Annotated in this window: 12 protein-coding genes; 9 read left to right on the top strand and 3 right to left on the bottom strand. The window is 57.5% G+C overall.

What is annotated here, in order from left to right; genetic code table 11:
- Positions 1 to 5 precede the first annotated feature (5 nt).
- From PT279_RS06005 to acnA, 8 genes are all read left to right on the top strand, one after another.
- Positions 6 to 2,030, top strand: a complete 2,025-nt coding sequence (locus PT279_RS06005; RefSeq protein WP_277166488.1) for an ABC transporter ATP-binding protein — start codon at positions 6 to 8, stop codon at positions 2,028 to 2,030.
- 137 nt (positions 2,031 to 2,167) lie between these two features.
- Positions 2,168 to 3,034, top strand: coding sequence for an exodeoxyribonuclease III (locus PT279_RS06000; protein ID WP_277166487.1), 867 nt, complete (start codon positions 2,168 to 2,170; stop codon positions 3,032 to 3,034).
- A 98-nt stretch (positions 3,035 to 3,132) separates the two neighbouring features.
- Positions 3,133 to 4,062: a DUF3710 domain-containing protein gene (locus tag PT279_RS05995; protein ID WP_277166486.1), complete on the top strand. Its 930-nt coding sequence runs from the start codon at positions 3,133 to 3,135 to the stop codon at positions 4,060 to 4,062.
- A 144-nt stretch (positions 4,063 to 4,206) separates the two neighbouring features.
- On the top strand, positions 4,207 to 5,007 hold the full coding sequence (locus PT279_RS05990; RefSeq protein WP_277166485.1) for a DUF3159 domain-containing protein: 801 nt from the start codon (positions 4,207 to 4,209) through the stop codon (positions 5,005 to 5,007).
- Positions 5,008 to 5,198: 191 nt separating this feature from the next.
- A complete protein-coding gene (locus PT279_RS05985) occupies positions 5,199 to 6,497 on the top strand; it encodes a TRAM domain-containing protein (RefSeq protein WP_277166484.1) in 1,299 nt (432 codons plus the stop codon).
- A 14-nt stretch (positions 6,498 to 6,511) separates the two neighbouring features.
- A complete protein-coding gene (locus tag PT279_RS05980) occupies positions 6,512 to 7,087 on the top strand; it encodes a hypothetical protein (RefSeq protein ID WP_277166483.1) in 576 nt (191 codons plus the stop codon).
- Positions 7,088 to 7,266: 179 nt separating this feature from the next.
- On the top strand, positions 7,267 to 9,969 hold the full coding sequence (locus PT279_RS05975; RefSeq protein ID WP_277166482.1) for an HAD-IC family P-type ATPase: 2,703 nt from the start codon (positions 7,267 to 7,269) through the stop codon (positions 9,967 to 9,969).
- Positions 9,970 to 10,271: 302 nt separating this feature from the next.
- Positions 10,272 to 12,989, top strand: coding sequence for an aconitate hydratase AcnA (gene acnA, locus PT279_RS05970; protein ID WP_277166481.1), 2,718 nt, complete (start codon positions 10,272 to 10,274; stop codon positions 12,987 to 12,989).
- Positions 12,990 to 13,136: 147 nt separating this feature from the next.
- On the opposite strand, the gene PT279_RS05965 is transcribed toward acnA, so the two are convergent.
- The gene (locus PT279_RS05965; protein ID WP_277166613.1) at positions 13,137 to 13,946 is read right to left on the bottom strand and encodes a Bax inhibitor-1/YccA family protein; all 810 of its coding nucleotides are present in this window, start codon (positions 13,944 to 13,946) and stop codon (positions 13,137 to 13,139) included.
- A gap of 313 nt (positions 13,947 to 14,259) precedes the next feature.
- The gene (locus PT279_RS05960) at positions 14,260 to 15,024 is read right to left on the bottom strand and encodes a GTP pyrophosphokinase family protein (protein WP_277166480.1); all 765 of its coding nucleotides are present in this window, start codon (positions 15,022 to 15,024) and stop codon (positions 14,260 to 14,262) included.
- Positions 15,025 to 15,176: 152 nt separating this feature from the next.
- Between PT279_RS05960 and miaA the strand changes: the two genes are divergently transcribed.
- Positions 15,177 to 16,160, top strand: coding sequence for a tRNA (adenosine(37)-N6)-dimethylallyltransferase MiaA (miaA, locus tag PT279_RS05955; protein ID WP_277166612.1), 984 nt, complete (start codon positions 15,177 to 15,179; stop codon positions 16,158 to 16,160).
- Between the two features lie 8 nt (positions 16,161 to 16,168).
- Here miaA and PT279_RS05950 read toward each other — a convergent pair whose 3' ends face one another.
- Positions 16,169 to 16,984, bottom strand: a complete 816-nt coding sequence (locus PT279_RS05950; protein ID WP_277166479.1) for a Fic family protein — start codon at positions 16,982 to 16,984, stop codon at positions 16,169 to 16,171.
- Positions 16,985 to 17,148: the final 164 nt, after the last annotated feature.

Here is a 17,148-nt window from a genome sequence, read left to right as displayed (position 1 = left end):
ACACGATGAGTGAAATGAACAGCAACAACGAGAAGAGCGACAAACTCTTCGAAATGCAGCGCGAGCAAGGGCCGATTCTTGAGGTCAAGGACCTCAAGGTTGACTTCACCACGGGCAACAACCATGCGGTGCACGCCGTACGAGATGCCTCATTCAATGTCTATCCTGGTCAATGGGTCGCCATCGTAGGCGAGTCCGGCTCCGGCAAATCCACTTCGGCCATGGCCGTCCTTGGACTTCTTCCCGGCACCGGTCACGTCGTGGGCGGCTCCATCAAGCTGGAAGGCGAGGAGATCTCGCACTATACGCGCAAGCAGTATGAGCAGATTCTCGGTGACAAGATGGGCCTTGTCCCGCAGGACCCGATGAGCAACCTGAACCCTGTCTGGCGTATCGGCACCCAGGTGGAAGAGGCTCTGAAGGCCAACCACATGGATATCTCGCACGAGAAGCGTTCGAAACTCGCCCAGGCTTTGGCGGGCGGCGGAGTGGCTGTCAAAAGCGAGGACGATGAGACCTTCATCGGTTCAAAGGAACTACCTGAACTGCTCAAGGCCGCGCAAGCCGCGTTGAACGAGGCGGGCGTCACCGGTGATGGCGCCAAAAACAAGATGGACTATTTCACCAAGGAATGGGTCCCGGGCTCCGAGACCCGTTGGCGAGTGGCCGACGACCTGATCAAGGCCGGTGTGAGCGATGACAAGGCTTGGCAGATCGCCAAGCAGTATGTCACCGGCAGCACCATGACCGACCGTATCGCAGGTCTTCTGGAAGAGGCCGGTCTGCCTGATGCTGCCACGCGTGCCCGCCAGTATCCGCATGAGTTCTCCGGCGGCATGCTGCAGCGTGCGTTGATTGCCATCGGTTTGGCCTGCCGTCCCGATCTGCTGATTGCCGACGAGCCCACCAGCGCCCTCGACGTCACCGTGCAGAAGAAGATCCTCGACCACTTGCACACCCTGACCGACGAGCTCGGCACGGCCGTGCTCTTCATCACCCACGATCTGGGTCTCGCCGCCGAGCGCGCCCAGCATATCGTCGTGATGTACAAGGGGCAGGTCGTCGAATCCGGTCCATCACTCGATGTATTGCAACACCCGCAGCACCCCTACACCAAGCGTCTGGTGGCTGCGGCTCCGTCGCTGGCCTCGCAACGCATCATCTCTGCCAAGGAGCACGGCGAGAACGCCGATGCCCTGATGGAGCATCATGCCAAAGGTGAGGAAACGCTTGAGAAAAGCGAACACATCATCACGGTGAGCCACCTGACCAAAGAGTTCAAGCTTCCGCGCAAGAAGGAAATGTTCAAGGCCGTCGACGACGTGTCGTTCTCGGTCAAGCGCGGCACCACGCTCGCGATCGTGGGCGAATCCGGTTCCGGCAAGTCCACCGTGGCCAACATGGTGTTGAAGCTCTTGAAGCCGACCAGCGGCACGGTGACTTATGAAGGCAAGGATATCAGCGAGTTCGAAGGCAAGTCGCTGCTTGACTTCCGCAGACACGTGCAGCCGGTCTTCCAGAACCCCTACGGTTCGCTTGACCCGATGTATTCGATTTACCGTTCCATCGAAGAGCCGCTGCGCATCCACAAGATCGGCGACAAGAAGAGCCGTGAGCAACGCGTGCGCGAGTTGCTCGACCTCGTGAAGATGCCGCAGTCGGTGATGCAGCGCTACCCGAACGAGCTTTCCGGCGGACAGCGCCAGCGTATCGCCGTCGCCCGCGCCATGGCTCTGAATCCGGACGTCATTGTCTGTGATGAGGCCGTTTCCGCCCTCGACGTCCTGGTGCAGGATCAGGTGCTGCAGCTTTTGAACGATCTGCAGGCCGAACGCGGGCTGAGCTACCTCTTCATCACCCATGATCTGGCGGTTGTCCGCCAGATCGCCGACGAGGTTGTGGTGATGCAGAAGGGCAAGCTCGTCGAGCACGCCACCACCGATGAGGTCTTCGAACATCCTCAGAAGCAATACACCAAGGATCTGCTCGATGCGATTCCTGGCGGCCATCTTCAGCTTGGTCTGGACTGAGCTTGACAGCCTGCTGATGGAATCCATCTGAAGATTCGTCCAATCCCGTCACTGAAGTGTGGCAGGATTTCCATATTCTGCAAACGAACGTAATAATTGGTTTGCCGCGACCACGCAAGCGTGTATCGTCAGGAATCATGAGCATAACAGTGACTACTTCGAATTTGAACGGTATCCGCGCGGCCAAGCGCAAGGGTGTACTTGACTGGGCAGCGGCCAATACCCCCGACATCTGGTGCATGCAGGAGGTCCGCGCCCCGCAAGAGGAGATCGACCCGATTTTCGCCGCCATGGCCGATGGGTACGAAAAGGCAGGCAAAGTGGAGGGGGCCGATGAACTCGGCCGTATGGACGAGGTCTGCCGCATCAAGGGACGTGCCGGCGTCGGGCTGCTGAGCGACCTGAAGATTGAGCAACAGCGCTACGGATTGATGGATTTGAGCGATGACGTGGATTCAGGCCGCTGGATCGAGGCCGATGTCACCACGCCGAGCGGCATGAAACTCACCGTGGCCAGCGTCTACGTACACGCGGGCAACACCGATGACCCCAACAAGATGACCCAGAAATACCGTTTCCTCGACCGTATGCTCGAACGCATGGGCCAGCTTCGCAATGAGGCCGAGAAAGGCGGTCGGCAGGCGCTGCTGTGCGGTGATATGAACATCGCCCACACCCCGTTGGACATCAAGAACGCCAAGGCCAACGAGAAGCATTCCGGCTTCCTACCTGAGGAACGTGCCTACGTCGACAAGTGGCTCGATCCGAAACAATATGGTTTCGTCGACGTGATGCGAAATCTTGCCGGCGACGTGCAAGGCCCCTATACCTGGTGGAGCCAGCGCGGGCGCGCTTTCGACAACAACGTCGGCTGGAGGATCGATTACCAGCTGGCCACACCGGGACTGGCACAAAAGGCCAAATCCTTCGACATCGACCGTGCTCCCTCGTATGACGCCCGCTGGTCGGATCATGCGCCGCTGAGCGTGGTATACGAGGTTTAGACTTCAATTTTTTTTCAGGCGCTTAACAATGTGAGCCGTGCTGGGACGTAACCCGGTGATAGGCTTGGACCATCATTTAGGTTTTGAAACGAGGAACTATGGGATTGTTCGGATTCGGCAAAAAGAAGCACGATGACGATGAAGCCGAGGTCAAGGCCAAAGAGGCCGAGGCGAAGGATGAGGACGCTGATTCGGCAGTAGAAACTGAGGATACTGCTGCTGACGCCGAGAAAGGCAACGAAGGCAAAGACGTAACGGGCGAGGATACACAAGCGGATTGTGACGCAGACGAGGCCGAAAATCATAAGGTTCCCGGCGAACCGAGCGAGGCCTATCCCGAACGTGGCGAGCTTTACGGACCATGGGATGTCGACGAGGAAGAAGCGCCGAATTACGACGAGTACCTCGATCTGGGTGCCTATTATCTGCCGTTCATGCCAGGTATCGAACTGCGCGTCAAGGCCAACCGCGCCAGCGGCCAGGTGCTCGGCTGCACCATTTCCTACAAGACTTCGAGCCTCGAAATCGAAGCGCTCGCGGCCCCGAAGACCTTGAGCCTGTGGGATGGAGTGAGAGAGGATCTGCTCGCCGCCAATCCTAAGGCCAGCGAGGAGCCCGGCATTTTCGGCACGGAAATCAAGTTGCCGGTCGTTGTCAAAGGCGGCAAAAAGCTGGTCACCCGCATCGTTGGCGTCGACGGCCCACGTTGGATGCTTCGCGGCATCTTCTCCGGTCGCGCCGCTACCCATCCGGAAAGCCCGGAGACCAAGGCTTTGAACCAGTTCTTCTCCGATATCGTGGTCGATCGCGGCGAGGAGCCGTTGGCCCCGCGTGATCTCATCCCGATGCATCCTCCGGTTTCTCCCGAGGAACGCCGCAAGGCCGAGGAAGCCGCCGCACAGGAAGCCGATAAGAGCGGCAAGGGCCACAAGATCCCCAAGCGCATCAAGGGACCGTTCGTCGCCGACCAGCAGACCGAGGTGCAGACCACGATTTCACGCGGGCCCATGTTCTCAGAACTACGCTGATGCGTTTGTCTTTCGTTTCGCCGGTCTGCCTTTTGGGGCGGACCGGCGAATTATGTACCAGCCTTAGGTGATTTGAAACAATAAAAACTATCAAAAATAATTCACGTCAAATCCGTTAAACCACTTCGAATAGAACAGGAAAACATGGCCGACACCAAGAAACGTCAGGGATTCGCCGCACTGGCTGCGGCCGGCAACGGCGAGGACTTCTCCGTTATCGACGCCATTGGCGGCATACGTGGCGTGGCTGAATCGATGCTGCCGAGTTTCGTCTTCGTCGTCATGTTCGTCATCACTTCGAACCTCAAGACGACGATTATCGTTTCGGCGGTTTTGGCCGTACTTTTGGTCGTGGTTCGTCTGTTGCAACGCCAGACCGTACTCGGCGCTCTGGCAGGTCTCATTTCCATCGCTATCTGCCTGGTCTGGGCGTGGAATACGCACGAGGCCCGCAACTATTACATGTACGGGTTCATCACCAACAGCGTCTATATGGTGGTATTGGCCATTACGTTGGCCATTCGCGTGCCCGGGGTCGGCTTTCTGGTCGAATTCATCCGTTCGTTGCCCACTGAGCATTTGCGGGCTTGGCTGGCCGATTGGCGAGGCGACAAGAAGCTTATGCGTGCCTACGACATCGTCACGGCCATGTGGATCGGGGTTTTCGCGTTGCGTTTGGTGGTGCAAGTGCCGCTTTACCTCACCAATCACGTCACTTGGCTGGGTACGACGCGGCTTTTGATGGGGCTGCCGTTCTGGGCGTTGGCGATTTGGGTTTCCTATCTGTTGATCGCTGATCCGATGAGGCATCATCCCAAATTCAAGTCGGAAGGCGATGGCGATGATAGTGACGATGCCGTCGAAGATTACGCAAACGCAGATGCAAGCGCCAACGATATGGCTACCGTGGCAAGTCCCGGAAACAAAGGCGTTGGTGGGGTGTGAAATCGCGGAGCATCGTAGACGTTGCGAAAGCCGCAGACGAGGGTCAACGATAGACTGGGATTACAGTCGTGGGGATATGTCGGTTCTGATACTCATCAATATCGGCCGCAATATGCCATACAAAACGAATGATAAGACGGGGATTTCATATTGCCCGTGCAGCTATTGAATTCCTAGAAGCAGAGGTCAACATGCAAGCCACAGTACGTATCGAACGTTACGCCGACCAGGGGCGCTGCGTCGCCCATATCGACGGGCGGGTGGTTTTCGTACGTTTCGCGCTGCCCGGCGAACTGGACACCATCGAACTTGACGAGCCGCACGAGCGCGATGATCGCTTCTGGACCGGCGAGGTGGTCGACGTAGTCGAGGCCTCAGAAGACCGTGTTGAGCCGCTTTGGCCGTTGGCCGGGCCGCTGGCACAAGGTGGGGGGGTCGGCGGTGCCGATCTCATCCACGTCTCACTGCCGGGGCAATTGAAGTGGAAATCAGCGGTCATCACCGATCAGATGCGGCGTATGGGTCATCTCGATATTGACGATGTGCCGGTCGCCCGAATGGACGGTGATGTCGAAGAAAAAGGTTTGCATTGGCGCACCCGCATCGAACTGATCGCCGATGAGGAAGGCCGCGCCTCGATGCGTCGCCGTGCCTCGCATACCCGCGTTCGTATCGACACGATGCCGTTGGCCACCCGCACATTGCTGGCCGTTGCCCGCGACCAGAAACTCTGGGACGAGCAGTTCGAGCCTGGTGCCAAAATCCGCATTGCCGTGCCCGAACCCCGTGATATTCATACCTCCCGCGCTTCAAACAAGGCCTTGCTTGAAGCCGTAGGGGACGATTTCGCCATCACGGTCGACGGCCACTTGCACGCCGGCTCCAAGCGGCTCAAGGAAGTCGTGGACGTGGATGGCAAACGCTACAAGTACGGCGTGGAGGCCGACGGGTTCTGGCAGGTGCACCGCATGGCCCCGCCGACGCTGGTCAAATATGTAATGCGTTTGGTCAGCCAGGAGCTTTCCGGTGTGCAGTCCGCCACCCTTTGGGATCTCTTCTCGGGTTCCGGCCTGTTCACCGTGCCGCTGGCCAAGACCTTCGCACATACGCAGATGCTGTCGGTGGAAGGCGGACGCATGGCTGTGCGCAACGCCGAACGCAATCTGCATATCGCCAAGGATGCCAACGTCACCCTGATGCAAGGCGACGTCTCCCACTGTCTGCGCCGTGTGCCTGAAGAACTGGCCAATCCCAACGTCGTCGTGCTCGATCCACCGCGTGCCGGTGCCAAGGCCCAGGTCTGTCGTCAGCTCGCCGAGGCAGGAACGCATTCCATCGTCTATATCGCCTGCGATCCGACCAGCCTCGCCCGTGACACTGCCACGCTGACCAAGTTGGGTTATGGCCTGAAATCGATTCAGGCGTTCGATATCTACCCGATGACCCATCACGTCGAAACCGTGGCTTTGTTTGTAGATAACGACCGCTGAAATAGGTGGATTTGATGCGTCGGGAATTGGGCATTGTTTTGAGCGTCTGCGTGGCGTTGTCGGCCATGCCGGCGCTCGCTTCCTGCGCCCCGAAGAACGCGGCGGTGGGGGATACCGCTTCCGTTTCCCGGCACGTCAACCACGACAGCGTCGACAAATCCGATATGCTGATCGGTGTTGTCGCGGCAGGGGATGAAGAACTTGACCGGACTGTGTTGGAATCTTTCAAAAAAGCCGACATCAAGGCTATTTATGCTCCCGTGACGGATGGAAGTGCAACGCTTGATCCAACGCAATCGTTCAAAGACATGACCCGCCGGCCAGTCAACGCATTCGTGGTCGATGGTCTTGATATGCAATCTGGTCAACATGGCGATTGGAGCGAGGCCTTGCAAATGGCGCGGGACGCCGGCATACCCGTGATACTGGTCAATCCCGTGAACCTGCCGAAGGATGCGAATTCCTATGCCGAATCATTGAAGATAGTTCCTTCGCCTGAGGGCAAAGGAACGGTCCCGTTTGACCAAGCCGTCCAATCCGCGGTCAATGACAATCCGCATGACAAAACAATCAGCGTGACGTTACCGTAAATATGCGGCGAGTGCCCAACGCGAACGCGTGCAACACGATAGAGTAACACAGCATATACTTTAACAAGGAAATAGGCCGCCTGAGGCTTTTGGAATGGCGGCGGGTGAGTAACAGAAAACGCATCAGTAACCGTGAAATCCACGTTTGAGATGGACAGGGCACGGGTGAGGGGCAATCAATGAGCGCAACCGGAATGTTCGGGAAGAACGACGGCCAGACTGCGGCCGAGGTATCCGCGAACGGGCAAGACGGCAATAGTGGGAATGCTGCGAATAACGGCAAAACCAACGTCGGGCAGCAGGGAGCGTCTACGGTTCATCTTCCCCGGATTTCCGAAGTGGGTTTGACTCCCGCCGAGGTCCAGGAACAGGTCGCGCAGGGCAACGTCAACAAGATCGACACCGAAAGCTCGCGTTCGCTGGGCCAGATCATCCGCGAGAACGTCTTCACGCTGTTCAACGCCATCATTTTCGTGGCGATGGTTCTGGTGCTTCTGACCGGCCAATGGAAGGACGCGGTTTTCGGGCTGGTCATCATCATCAACTCCGGCATCGGTGTTTTCACCGAAATGCGGGCCAAGCACACGCTTGACAAGCTTTCCATCCTGGTCGCTTCGAAATCGCTGGTACGCCGTGACGGACGCGATGTTGAAATCGAGCATGAGGACATCGTACTCGGTGACCTGCTCTGGCTCAGGAGCGGCGAACAGGTGCCCGCCGATGCCACCATCGTGCATACCTGGGGCCTCGAGCTCGACGAATCGATGCTGACCGGTGAATCCCGCACCGTCAAAAAAGGTGAGGGTGCCGAGGTCTATTCCGGTTCCAATGCGACTTCCGGCATGGCGCTGGTTCGCGTCGACGCCGTGGGTGAGCAGGGCTATGCCGCCAAATTGACGGCCAAAGCCAAGGTCTACAAAAAGACCGTTTCCGACCTGAGCAAGGGCATCAACACCATCCTCAAGGTGATGACCGTCATCGTCATCCCGCTTTGCATCTTGTTAGTCGCTTCCCAGATTCGTACGGTCGGCGGCTGGCAGGTCGCCTTCTCGACGGGCGCATGGCGTTCCGCCATCGTTTCGGCTGTCGCCGGCGTGGTCGGTATGATTCCTGAGGGTTTGGTCCTCCTGACTTCACTCAACTTCGCGATTGCCGCGATGCGTCTGGCGCGTCAGCATACGCTGGTCCAGGAGTTGGAAAGCGTCGAGACGCTGGCCCGCGTCGACGCGCTGAATCTCGACAAGACCGGCACCATTACCGACGGCGGCATCGTCTTCAACCAGGTCGTAATGCTCGGCGAGGCGGATAACATGAGTCCGGCGGCGGATGCCGATATCGTAGTGGATGCTCCGTCGGGCCAAAACGCCGTGCACGCCAGCGTGACCGTCGGCACTACGGATGATGAAAAATCGGCGGCGGTACAAGCACTCTATGATCTTTCCAACGAAGAGAACCCTAACGGTACAGGGGAGGCAGTACTCAAGGCTTTGAACGCCAAGGGCGTGCGGGCCCAGGCTGTCGATGTTCGCGTGCCATTCTCATCGGCACGCAAGTGGAGTGCCATTGTGCGTGGCGGCGACGTCTGGTATATGGGTGCTCCGGAAATGCTCTTCAGCGGCTTCGAAGGCGACAGCACGGCTGCCAAGAGCATGGTGGCCAAATACGCCAACCAAGGCATGCGCGTGCTGCTGATCGCGCGTGCAGCTGGTGCGTGCGCGACACCTGAGGCCGCAACCAACTTCTCCAACAACCCACGTCTGATTGCCGCTTCCGTGCCGGTTGCGCTGGTGCTGTGCCAGGAACACATCCGCGACGATGCCGGGGAGACGCTGGAATGGTTCCGTGAGCAGGGCGTGCGCTGTCGCATCATCTCCGGCGACAGCCCGGCAACCGTCGGTGCCATCGCAAGAACGGTTCGTCTGACCGGCGACCGCGAACCCGTGGCCATGGACGCCCGCGAGCTGCCCAGCGATGTCAAGAAGCTTTCCGCCGTTATGGAAAACGTCGATGTGCTCGGCCGTGTCTTGCCCGAGCAGAAGAAGGCCATCGTCGACGCACTGCACGAAAGCAACCATGTCGTGGCGATGACCGGCGACGGCGTCAACGACGCTCTGGCATTGAAAGAGGCCGATCTGGGTATCGCCATGGGCAACGCCGCACCCGCCACCAAAGCCGTGGCGCAGGTCGTGCTGGTCGATTCCAAGTTCTCGCATTTGCCAAGCGTCGTGGCACGCGGCCGTCAGGTCATGGCCAATATGGAACGCGTCTCGTCACTCTTCCTCGTCAAGACGGTCTACTCCGCGCTGATTTCGCTCGGCGTGGTCTGCACGTTCATTCCTTTCCCGTACCTGCCGCGCCACATCACCTACATCGGCGCGCTGACCATTGGCATCCCGGCGTTTATTCTTGCGCTGGCGCCAAACAATCGACGCTATATTCCGGGCTTCCTCGGGCGCGTGGTGCGTTTCGCCTTGCCAGGCGGCATTGCGGTGGCGCTTTCGGTGTTGCTTACCGCTTGGACGTTGCCGGGCTTTATGAACTGGAACGTTTCAAAGCCTGGTGACCTGCTGAAGTTGCGCGACATCTGCGCCATCATCGTCTTTGTGCTGGGCATTCTGGTGATGGCCCGCGTGGCCCAGCCCCTGAAGTCGTGGCGTGGCATTCTCGTGGCTGCGTTTGCGGCGGCCGGCCTGATCGGCATGTTTATCCCGATTGTCTCGAACTTCTTCGAACTGCAGTTCCCGACTGGCTGGATGTTGGTCGCCACCACCATTGTATTGGCACTTTCCATCGTCATCTTCGCCGGCATCCAGACTATCGCCGACCTGATCGGCCGTGTCTACTCGAACATCGCCAATCGTAAGAAGAACAAGAACAAGTAGTTTCGCACTTGCCACAAGCATTTTCGTAAATTACGCAGGTCTGACATCTTTGAAATTCAAAGGAAGTCAGACCTGTTTTTGTTTTTATTGATGATATTTAATCATTCGTGATTACCTTCTTGATGAGGACTGGTCTCGGTTTTGCGGGTCTCACATAGTGAATTGGTTGCTTTCGTTGATTTTTCAAAGGTTTTATCTTGTAATTATCACGGAATCGACGAGGAAATGGTGCTATTAACGTTTCTGGCTTTCGATTGGCCGATAATGAATAAGGAAGATTATCAGAGATTCGGAGGGTTCCAATGTCATTGCGTGACGAGCAGCTGGATACATTGCAGGTCGGAGAGAAGGTTGTCGATTACTATCGGATTGCCGACTTGCCTGGCATCGAACACCTGCCGTATTCGCTGAAAGTACTGGTCGAAAACCTGCTGCGCCGCATCGACGGCATCAATGTCACCGAAGACCAGGTCAACGAGCTGCTCAAGTGGGACCCGAACGCCGAGCCCAGCCATGAAATCGAATTCGGGCCCTCGCGCGTCCTGATGCAGGATTTCACCGGCGTTCCGTGCATTGTCGACCTTGCCACCATGCGTGACGCCGTGGCGGACTTGGGCGGCGACCCCGAGGTCATCAATCCGCAGGTCGAGGCTGACATGGTCATCGATCATTCCGTACAGATCGACAACTACGGTGTTGCCGACGCGGTCGCGCGCAACATGGACCGCGAATACCAACGCAACGGCGAACGCTATCGCTTCCTGCGCTGGGGCCAGCAGGCGTTCAAGAACTTCCGTGTGGTGCCGCCGGGCACTGGCATCATCCATCAGGTCAACATCGAATACCTCGCCAAAGTCGTCATGAGCAAGCCGGGGGAGCGCGGGCGCGACCTCGCCTATCTCGATTCCTGTGTTGGCACCGATTCGCACACCACCATGGTCGGCGGCTTGGGCGTGCTCGGCTGGGGCGTCGGCGGCATCGAGGCCGAAGCGGCCATGCTCGGCCAGCCCATCTCCATGCTCGTCCCGCGCGTCGTCGGCTTCAAGCTCACCGGTTCCATCCCCGAAGGCGTCACCACCACCGACGTGGTGCTCACCATCACCCAGATGCTGCGCGAGCACGGCGTGGTCGGTAAATTCGTCGAGTTCTATGGCGACGGCGTCGCTTCCGTGCCACTGGCCAACCGCGCCACCATCGGCAACATGAGTCCCGAATTCGGCTCGACCTGCGGCATCTTCCCGATCGATCAGGTCACTCTGGATTACCTGCGCCTGACCGGTCGCAGCGACGAACAGATCACGCTGGTCGAGGCTTACGCGAAGGCCAACCGTCTCTGGGGTGACACCAGCGACCCCGATTATATGGAACCGGAATATTCCGAATACATGGAACTTGATTTGGGAACCGTTGTCCCCTCAATCGCCGGCCCCAAGCGCCCGCAGGACCGCATCAGGCTTGACCAAGCGAAGGAAATGTTCGAAAAGACACTGCCGGATTACGAGACACCGAAAACCAACCAGAACCCGGTACCGGTGCATACCGATTTCCGCGGCGACTTCGAAATCCAAAATGGTGATGTCGCCATCGCTTCTATCACCAGCTGCACCAACACTTCCAATCCGTCGGTGATGATCGCCGCCGGACTGCTTGCCCGTGCCGCCCGCAAGCATGGCCTGAAGCCCAAGCCATGGGTCAAGACCTCGCTGGCCCCGGGTTCGCAGGTCGTAGCCGACTATCTCAAGAAGGCCCGTCTGCAAGGGGATTTGGACGCACTGGGCTATGAGCTGGTCGGTTTCGGCTGCACAACCTGCATCGGCAATTCAGGCCCATTGCTGCCTGAAATTTCCAAGGCCGTCAACGATAATGATCTGACGGTGGTCTCAGTGCTTTCGGGCAACCGCAACTTCGAAGGCCGCATCAGCCCCGATGTTAAGATGAACTACCTTGCCTCACCGCCGCTGGTCATCGCCTACGCCATCGCCGGCACGCTCGATTTTGACTTCGAAACCCAGCCGCTCGGCATCGATGCCAAAACCGGCCGCGAGATTTTCCTTCGTGATATCTGGCCGAGCAACGAGGAGATTGACAAAGTCGTCTCGGCTTCGGTCAACCGTGAGATGTTCGTGCGCGGCTACGCCGATGTCTTCGAAGGCGACGAACGCTGGAAGTCCCTCGACGTGCCGAAGGGCGAGCGTTTCGCTTGGGATCCTGATTCGACCTACGTGCGTAAGCAGATCTTCTTCGACGGCATGAGCGCCAAGCCGCAACCGGTCGAAGATGTGCGTGGTGCTCGCGTGCTGGCGTTGCTCGGCGATTCGGTGACCACCGACCACATCTCGCCGGCCGGTGCCTTCCCTGCCTCGAGTCCTGCGGGCAAATACCTGCTGGAACACGGCATCCAGCCTAAGGACTTCAATTCCTACGGTTCGCGTCGTGGCAATCACGAAGTGATGGTTCGTGGCACATTCGGCAATATCCGTCTGCGCAACCAGCTGCTTGCCTCGGTGGGTGAGGAAGTGCGCTCCGGCGGATTCACCTATGATTTCGTCATCGGCAAGCCCTCCACAATTTTCGATGCTTCGCTCGATTACCGTAAGGCCGGTACCCCGTTGGTTGTATTGGCAGGTTCGGAATACGGCACCGGTTCCTCGCGTGACTGGGCAGCCAAAGGTACGCTGATGCTCGGTGTCAAAGTCGTCGTCGCCAAGAGTTTCGAGCGCATCCACCGCTCCAACCTCATCGGCATGGGTGTGCTGCCCCTGCAGTTCTCCGAAGGACAATCGGCGGAGTCGTTGGGTCTCGATGGGACGGAAAACTACGATTTCCAAGGCATCGACGCACTCAACAACGGAATCATCCCCGAGACGATTCACGCCGTCGTCACCAAGCCTGCGGCCGATGGCAAGCCCGAAAAGAAGACGGAATTCGATGCCACCGTCCGTATCGATACCCCAGGCGAGGCCGAATATTATCGCAACGGCGGCATCCTCCAGTACGTCCTGCGCCGGCTGATGGAGTAGATACAATAGCACTAAAACGAAGGATGACGTGTTCCAGAAGACTGAACACATACAGATAACAAAAATCGGGAATAACGGAATCAATCCATCATTCCCGATTTGTTGTATGAAAATTGTATTACCGGCTTTGCAAAATCATGCCGTTTCTCAGTTATCGCTGTTGCCGAAAATCTGCAGCAGGTAGAGGAACATGTTGATGAAGTCGAGGTAGAGGTTCAGGGCGCAGATGATGGAGATGCGGTTGAACATCACGGTGTTGCCGGAACGTTCGGCCACGTCGAACATGGCGCGAGTCTGCTGGGCATCATACATCGTCAATCCCGCGAAGATGACGAGGCCGATGGCGGCGGTAATCATAAGCGTGGTGTGCGAAGGAGCGAGAAACATCATGATGAATTCGCCGATTACCAGTACCAAAAGCGCCACAAAGAGAATCGGACCGGCCTTGAGCATGTCCTTCTTGGTCGTCAGCGAAAGCATGGTGAGCACCAAGAAGAACGCGACGCACATACCCAGAGCAACGCCGATGGACGGCAGGCTGTAGGTGTAGAAAATGGTCGCGAGCGTAAACCCGGTCAGCGCCGCGTAAAGGTAGAACAGCACACGTGCGGTGCCCACCTTCATCTTATTGATGCGCCAGCCGAGAACGATGGCGATGGCCACCTGCACCACGGCCAGGCCGATCCAGCCGACCATACCCGTCGCCATCAGGAAGCCTTCAAGCGCGCCGGTCATCTGCGTTAATACTGCGACGACGGCCGTGAGCAGCAGTCCCAGCGTCATCTCGCCGTAAGCCTTGGTGGTGGAGACGTGACGAGCGTGTTCGAATGAATAGGCGGTCTGCCCGTTCATCGTCATCGTCGGCACAGCCGTCCCGGCACCCGCGCCCGCGTATGTCGGCTGCCCGTATTGAGGTTGCTGATACTGCGGCTGCGCATAGGGTTGACCGTACTGCATGTTCTGGCCTTGGCCATAAGGCTGACCTTGCGGCTGCCCGTACTGGCCGTATTGCGGTTGTCCATAGTTCTGCCCGTAAGCGTTCGGCTGCCCGTAAGGCTGCTGCGCGTTGTTGTTTTCAGGCTTGTTCCCGAAAGCCATGCCTGCTCCTTTTATCGATTTTCGATTGAAATTTCATTTATGACTAAATTCTACCGGCAGACTCTGGCAATTGGCTGAGTGTGAACAACGAAAAATGAGGGAATAAAATTCGCCGGTTCCTCGATAAAAGGAAACCGGCGAAACCACTGTCTAAGAACAGATCTTGGTGTTGTCACTGTTTCGGGTTGAATACCTGCGAGGTCGGTGCTTCCTCCTGCTGGGGTGCTCCATTGATGTCACGGTGAATGTTCTGCATCTGCGTTTCGATGTTTTGCAGGCTGCGCGCGCAATCGAGCAGCGTCTGCGAATGTTCGGTCAACTTGGCGTCCGGCAGATCGGACTTGTAGCGTAAGGCGTGCTCGAGGCTGGCCCAATAATCCATTGCGATGGTGCGGAACTGCACCTCGACCGGCGTGTAATGCTCTCCGGTGGAAAGGAATACGGGCACGGCGTAGATGACATGCAAGCTGCGATATCCGTTCTGCTTCGGATTCTTGATATAGTCCTTGACGCGCAAGACCTGGATGTCGGACTGGCTGGAAAGGTAGTTGGCCACGGAATAGACGTCATCGCGGTAATTGCAGATCACGCGGATGCCGGCCACGTCGAAAAGGTTGTCACGGATGGATTCCGTGCACATCGGTAGGTTGCGACGTTGCAGTTTGCCGAGAATCGAATTGACGGACTTGAGTCTGCGTTCCATATGGTGGATGGGGTCGTGGGCGAAATGGACGTGAAATTCGCTGTCGAGGACTTCGAGTTTTGTGCTGATTTCGTACATCGCGCCTTCGTAGACCTGCATCATATCGATGAACTCGGTGATTTCTTCGGTCGGGAAAGCTGGCTTTTCCGGCTCTACACTGCCCGTCTCGGCCACTTTTTCGAGCCTTGCCTGAATTTCCGTGGTGTTAATGCGTTCGTGTCGATCAAGTATCACGTCTTCCCATTTTACTGAGCCCTGTCTATCTAAACTGGACGTTTCCTTAAAATTATTGGGAAATATCGTAGGTTATGCCCGTCATTAGAATCACCAATGACAGCGTGAACGGCGATTGCGGGAGATGACATATAGTGGCGAATGATTGCGGCATGCGTGTCGTTTCCATCATCGGACCCACCGCATCGGGCAAAACCGGCTTGGGGATTGCGTTGGCGCAGCGGCTTGCACAGCCCGGCCAACGTGCGGAAATCGTCAATGCCGACGCCTATCAGATGTATCGCTCCATGGATGTCGGCACCGCCAAGGCAAGTGCGGTTGAACAAGCCGCCGTGCCGCATCATCTGCTTGACATCATCGATCCCGGCGAAACCATGACCGTCGCCAGGTTTCAGAAACTGGCGCGTCACGAAATTGCGGAATTGCAGAACAGAGGGGTCCGGCCGATTCTGGTCGGTGGTTCCGGCCTATATGCTCGTGCGGCCATCGACGACATTTCGTTTCCCGGCACCGACCCGCAGGTGCGTGCGGCGTTGGAGCAGCGCGAGCAAACCGAGGGTGCCGGAGTGTTGTATGACGAATTGAAACGCAGGGACCCTGAGGCAGCAGAGCGTATGGACCCGCACAATGCCCGTCGTACCATTCGAGCGCTCGAGGTCATCGAGATTACCGGCCGACCTTATTCCGCGAGCCTTCCACGCTACCGTTACGTCATTCCGTCCGTGCAGATCGGCCTTGATTTGCCGCGTGAAGAGCTTGACCGGCGCATCGATACCCGCACCGCTCAGATGCGCGATCAGGGCTTTGTCGACGAGGTGCGCAGAATCCGCCCGCAACTTGGCGTCACCGCCTCGCGTGCCTTGGGCTACGCGCAGATTGAGGCATATCTTGACGGTGAGATGAGCGAGGACGAAGCGTTCGCAGACATCGCCCAGAAAACGAAGCGCCTGGCCCGCAAGCAGATGGGCTGGTTCGGCCGCGACCCGCGTATCCATTGGCTTAACGCGCTTGGCGACGATTTGACGGACAAGGCGCTGGATATCGTCGCCAAAGCCGATGCTGGCGAATATGACGAGGACGACGCCCATGCCGACGAACGTCATGTCACCCATCATTTGGGTGACATCGCCCAATAGACCAAAGTTCAGTGTGCGGGGCCTTGGTCCCAGCCGGATATCAGGAAGATGCGTGTCGGATTGGCGAGTCTGATAATCGAAGCGAACATGCGTTCCAATCCTGAGATGTCATGCTTGAAAAGCGCAAGGCTGGCTGCGTTTCGGTAGTTTTCCAGCGTCACCGTACCCCAGTTCAAATCCCAGCCCACCATGTGCGTGAGTTCCGAAATGAAGATGCGCAGCACCATGCCGTTGCCGTAGCGGAAGGGGTGCAGCGCGTTGAGTTCGTCGTAGAGGCCGGCCAGCGCGCGGATGAATCCCGCGCGGTCAAATCCTGAAAAACGATCCTGTTCGTCCAGCTGTGAGAAGATATTGGCCGTCCCGGTTTCGATAAGTGAGGCCGGGAAATATGGGTTGAGTCGTTGACGGTTTTCATGCGTTCGTGAGCCCTCAGTTGCGTCGGGTCTCTCCGTTGCGATCTTTGCGTTATTGCCAATATCATTGGCGCTGTCGCTGCGCAATTGGCCGGCGTTGTTCATTGCCCCGACGAAAAGCCCGCGATGGATGGTTTTGAGCTCGCCGAGCCCGCCGTTGGCCCGCCATCCATAATCAATAAGTCGGACGGAACGGGCGAAAATCCGGTCATCGCGCAATTGTGATTCATTGCGGTCGTTGTGTCGTATAGTTCGTTCAGGTGTCTCGACAAAATTCGAAAGGTTAATGGTTCCGCGTTGATAACCGTTCGCAGCGGCTACCATCGCTTCGCTGGGTGTGATAGCCGAAAGTTCGCAGTTTTTATAGGAGAACGCAACGGCGCTCGCGCGTTCCGCAGGAGTCATGACCATATCTCCATCCTAAGGCCACGGGTGAAGCTACATTTTGTTTGCTGTTGTGCGGCGGTACCGATGGTGTTGGCAGCAAAAAGGTTCAGAAGTATTACAGATACCGTTGAGAAAAAGTTACAGGATTATTCCGACTTCATTTGAAAGGGTTGGGCAGGTTCATAGTT

The sequence above is a fragment of the Bifidobacterium sp. ESL0784 genome (genome assembly GCF_029433295.1).
GTDB lineage: Bacteria > Actinomycetota > Actinomycetes > Actinomycetales > Bifidobacteriaceae > Bifidobacterium.
The sequence above is the reverse complement of the archived record's forward strand: the minus strand, read 5'-3'. Positions and strand labels throughout refer to the sequence as shown.

Bases quoted from the DNA above. Each gene is read 5' to 3' on its own strand.
- PT279_RS06005 (WP_277166488.1), top strand. From the start codon at position 6: ATGAGTGAAATGAACAGCAACAACGAGAAGAGCGACAAACTCTTCGAA.
- PT279_RS06000 (WP_277166487.1), top strand. From the start codon at position 2,168: ATGAGCATAACAGTGACTACTTCGAATTTGAACGGTATCCGCGCGGCC.
- PT279_RS05995 (WP_277166486.1), top strand. From the start codon at position 3,133: ATGGGATTGTTCGGATTCGGCAAAAAGAAGCACGATGACGATGAAGCC.
- PT279_RS05990 (WP_277166485.1), top strand. From the start codon at position 4,207: ATGGCCGACACCAAGAAACGTCAGGGATTCGCCGCACTGGCTGCGGCC.
- PT279_RS05985 (WP_277166484.1), top strand. From the start codon at position 5,199: ATGCAAGCCACAGTACGTATCGAACGTTACGCCGACCAGGGGCGCTGC.
- PT279_RS05980 (WP_277166483.1), top strand. From the start codon at position 6,512: ATGCGTCGGGAATTGGGCATTGTTTTGAGCGTCTGCGTGGCGTTGTCG.
- PT279_RS05975 (WP_277166482.1), top strand. From the start codon at position 7,267: ATGAGCGCAACCGGAATGTTCGGGAAGAACGACGGCCAGACTGCGGCC.
- acnA (WP_277166481.1), top strand. From the start codon at position 10,272: ATGTCATTGCGTGACGAGCAGCTGGATACATTGCAGGTCGGAGAGAAG.
- PT279_RS05965 (WP_277166613.1), bottom strand. From the start codon at position 13,946: ATGCAGTACGGTCAACCCTATGCGCAGCCGCAGTATCAGCAACCTCAA.
- miaA (WP_277166612.1), top strand. From the start codon at position 15,177: ATGCGTGTCGTTTCCATCATCGGACCCACCGCATCGGGCAAAACCGGC.
- PT279_RS05950 (WP_277166479.1), bottom strand. From the start codon at position 16,984: ATGGTCATGACTCCTGCGGAACGCGCGAGCGCCGTTGCGTTCTCCTAT.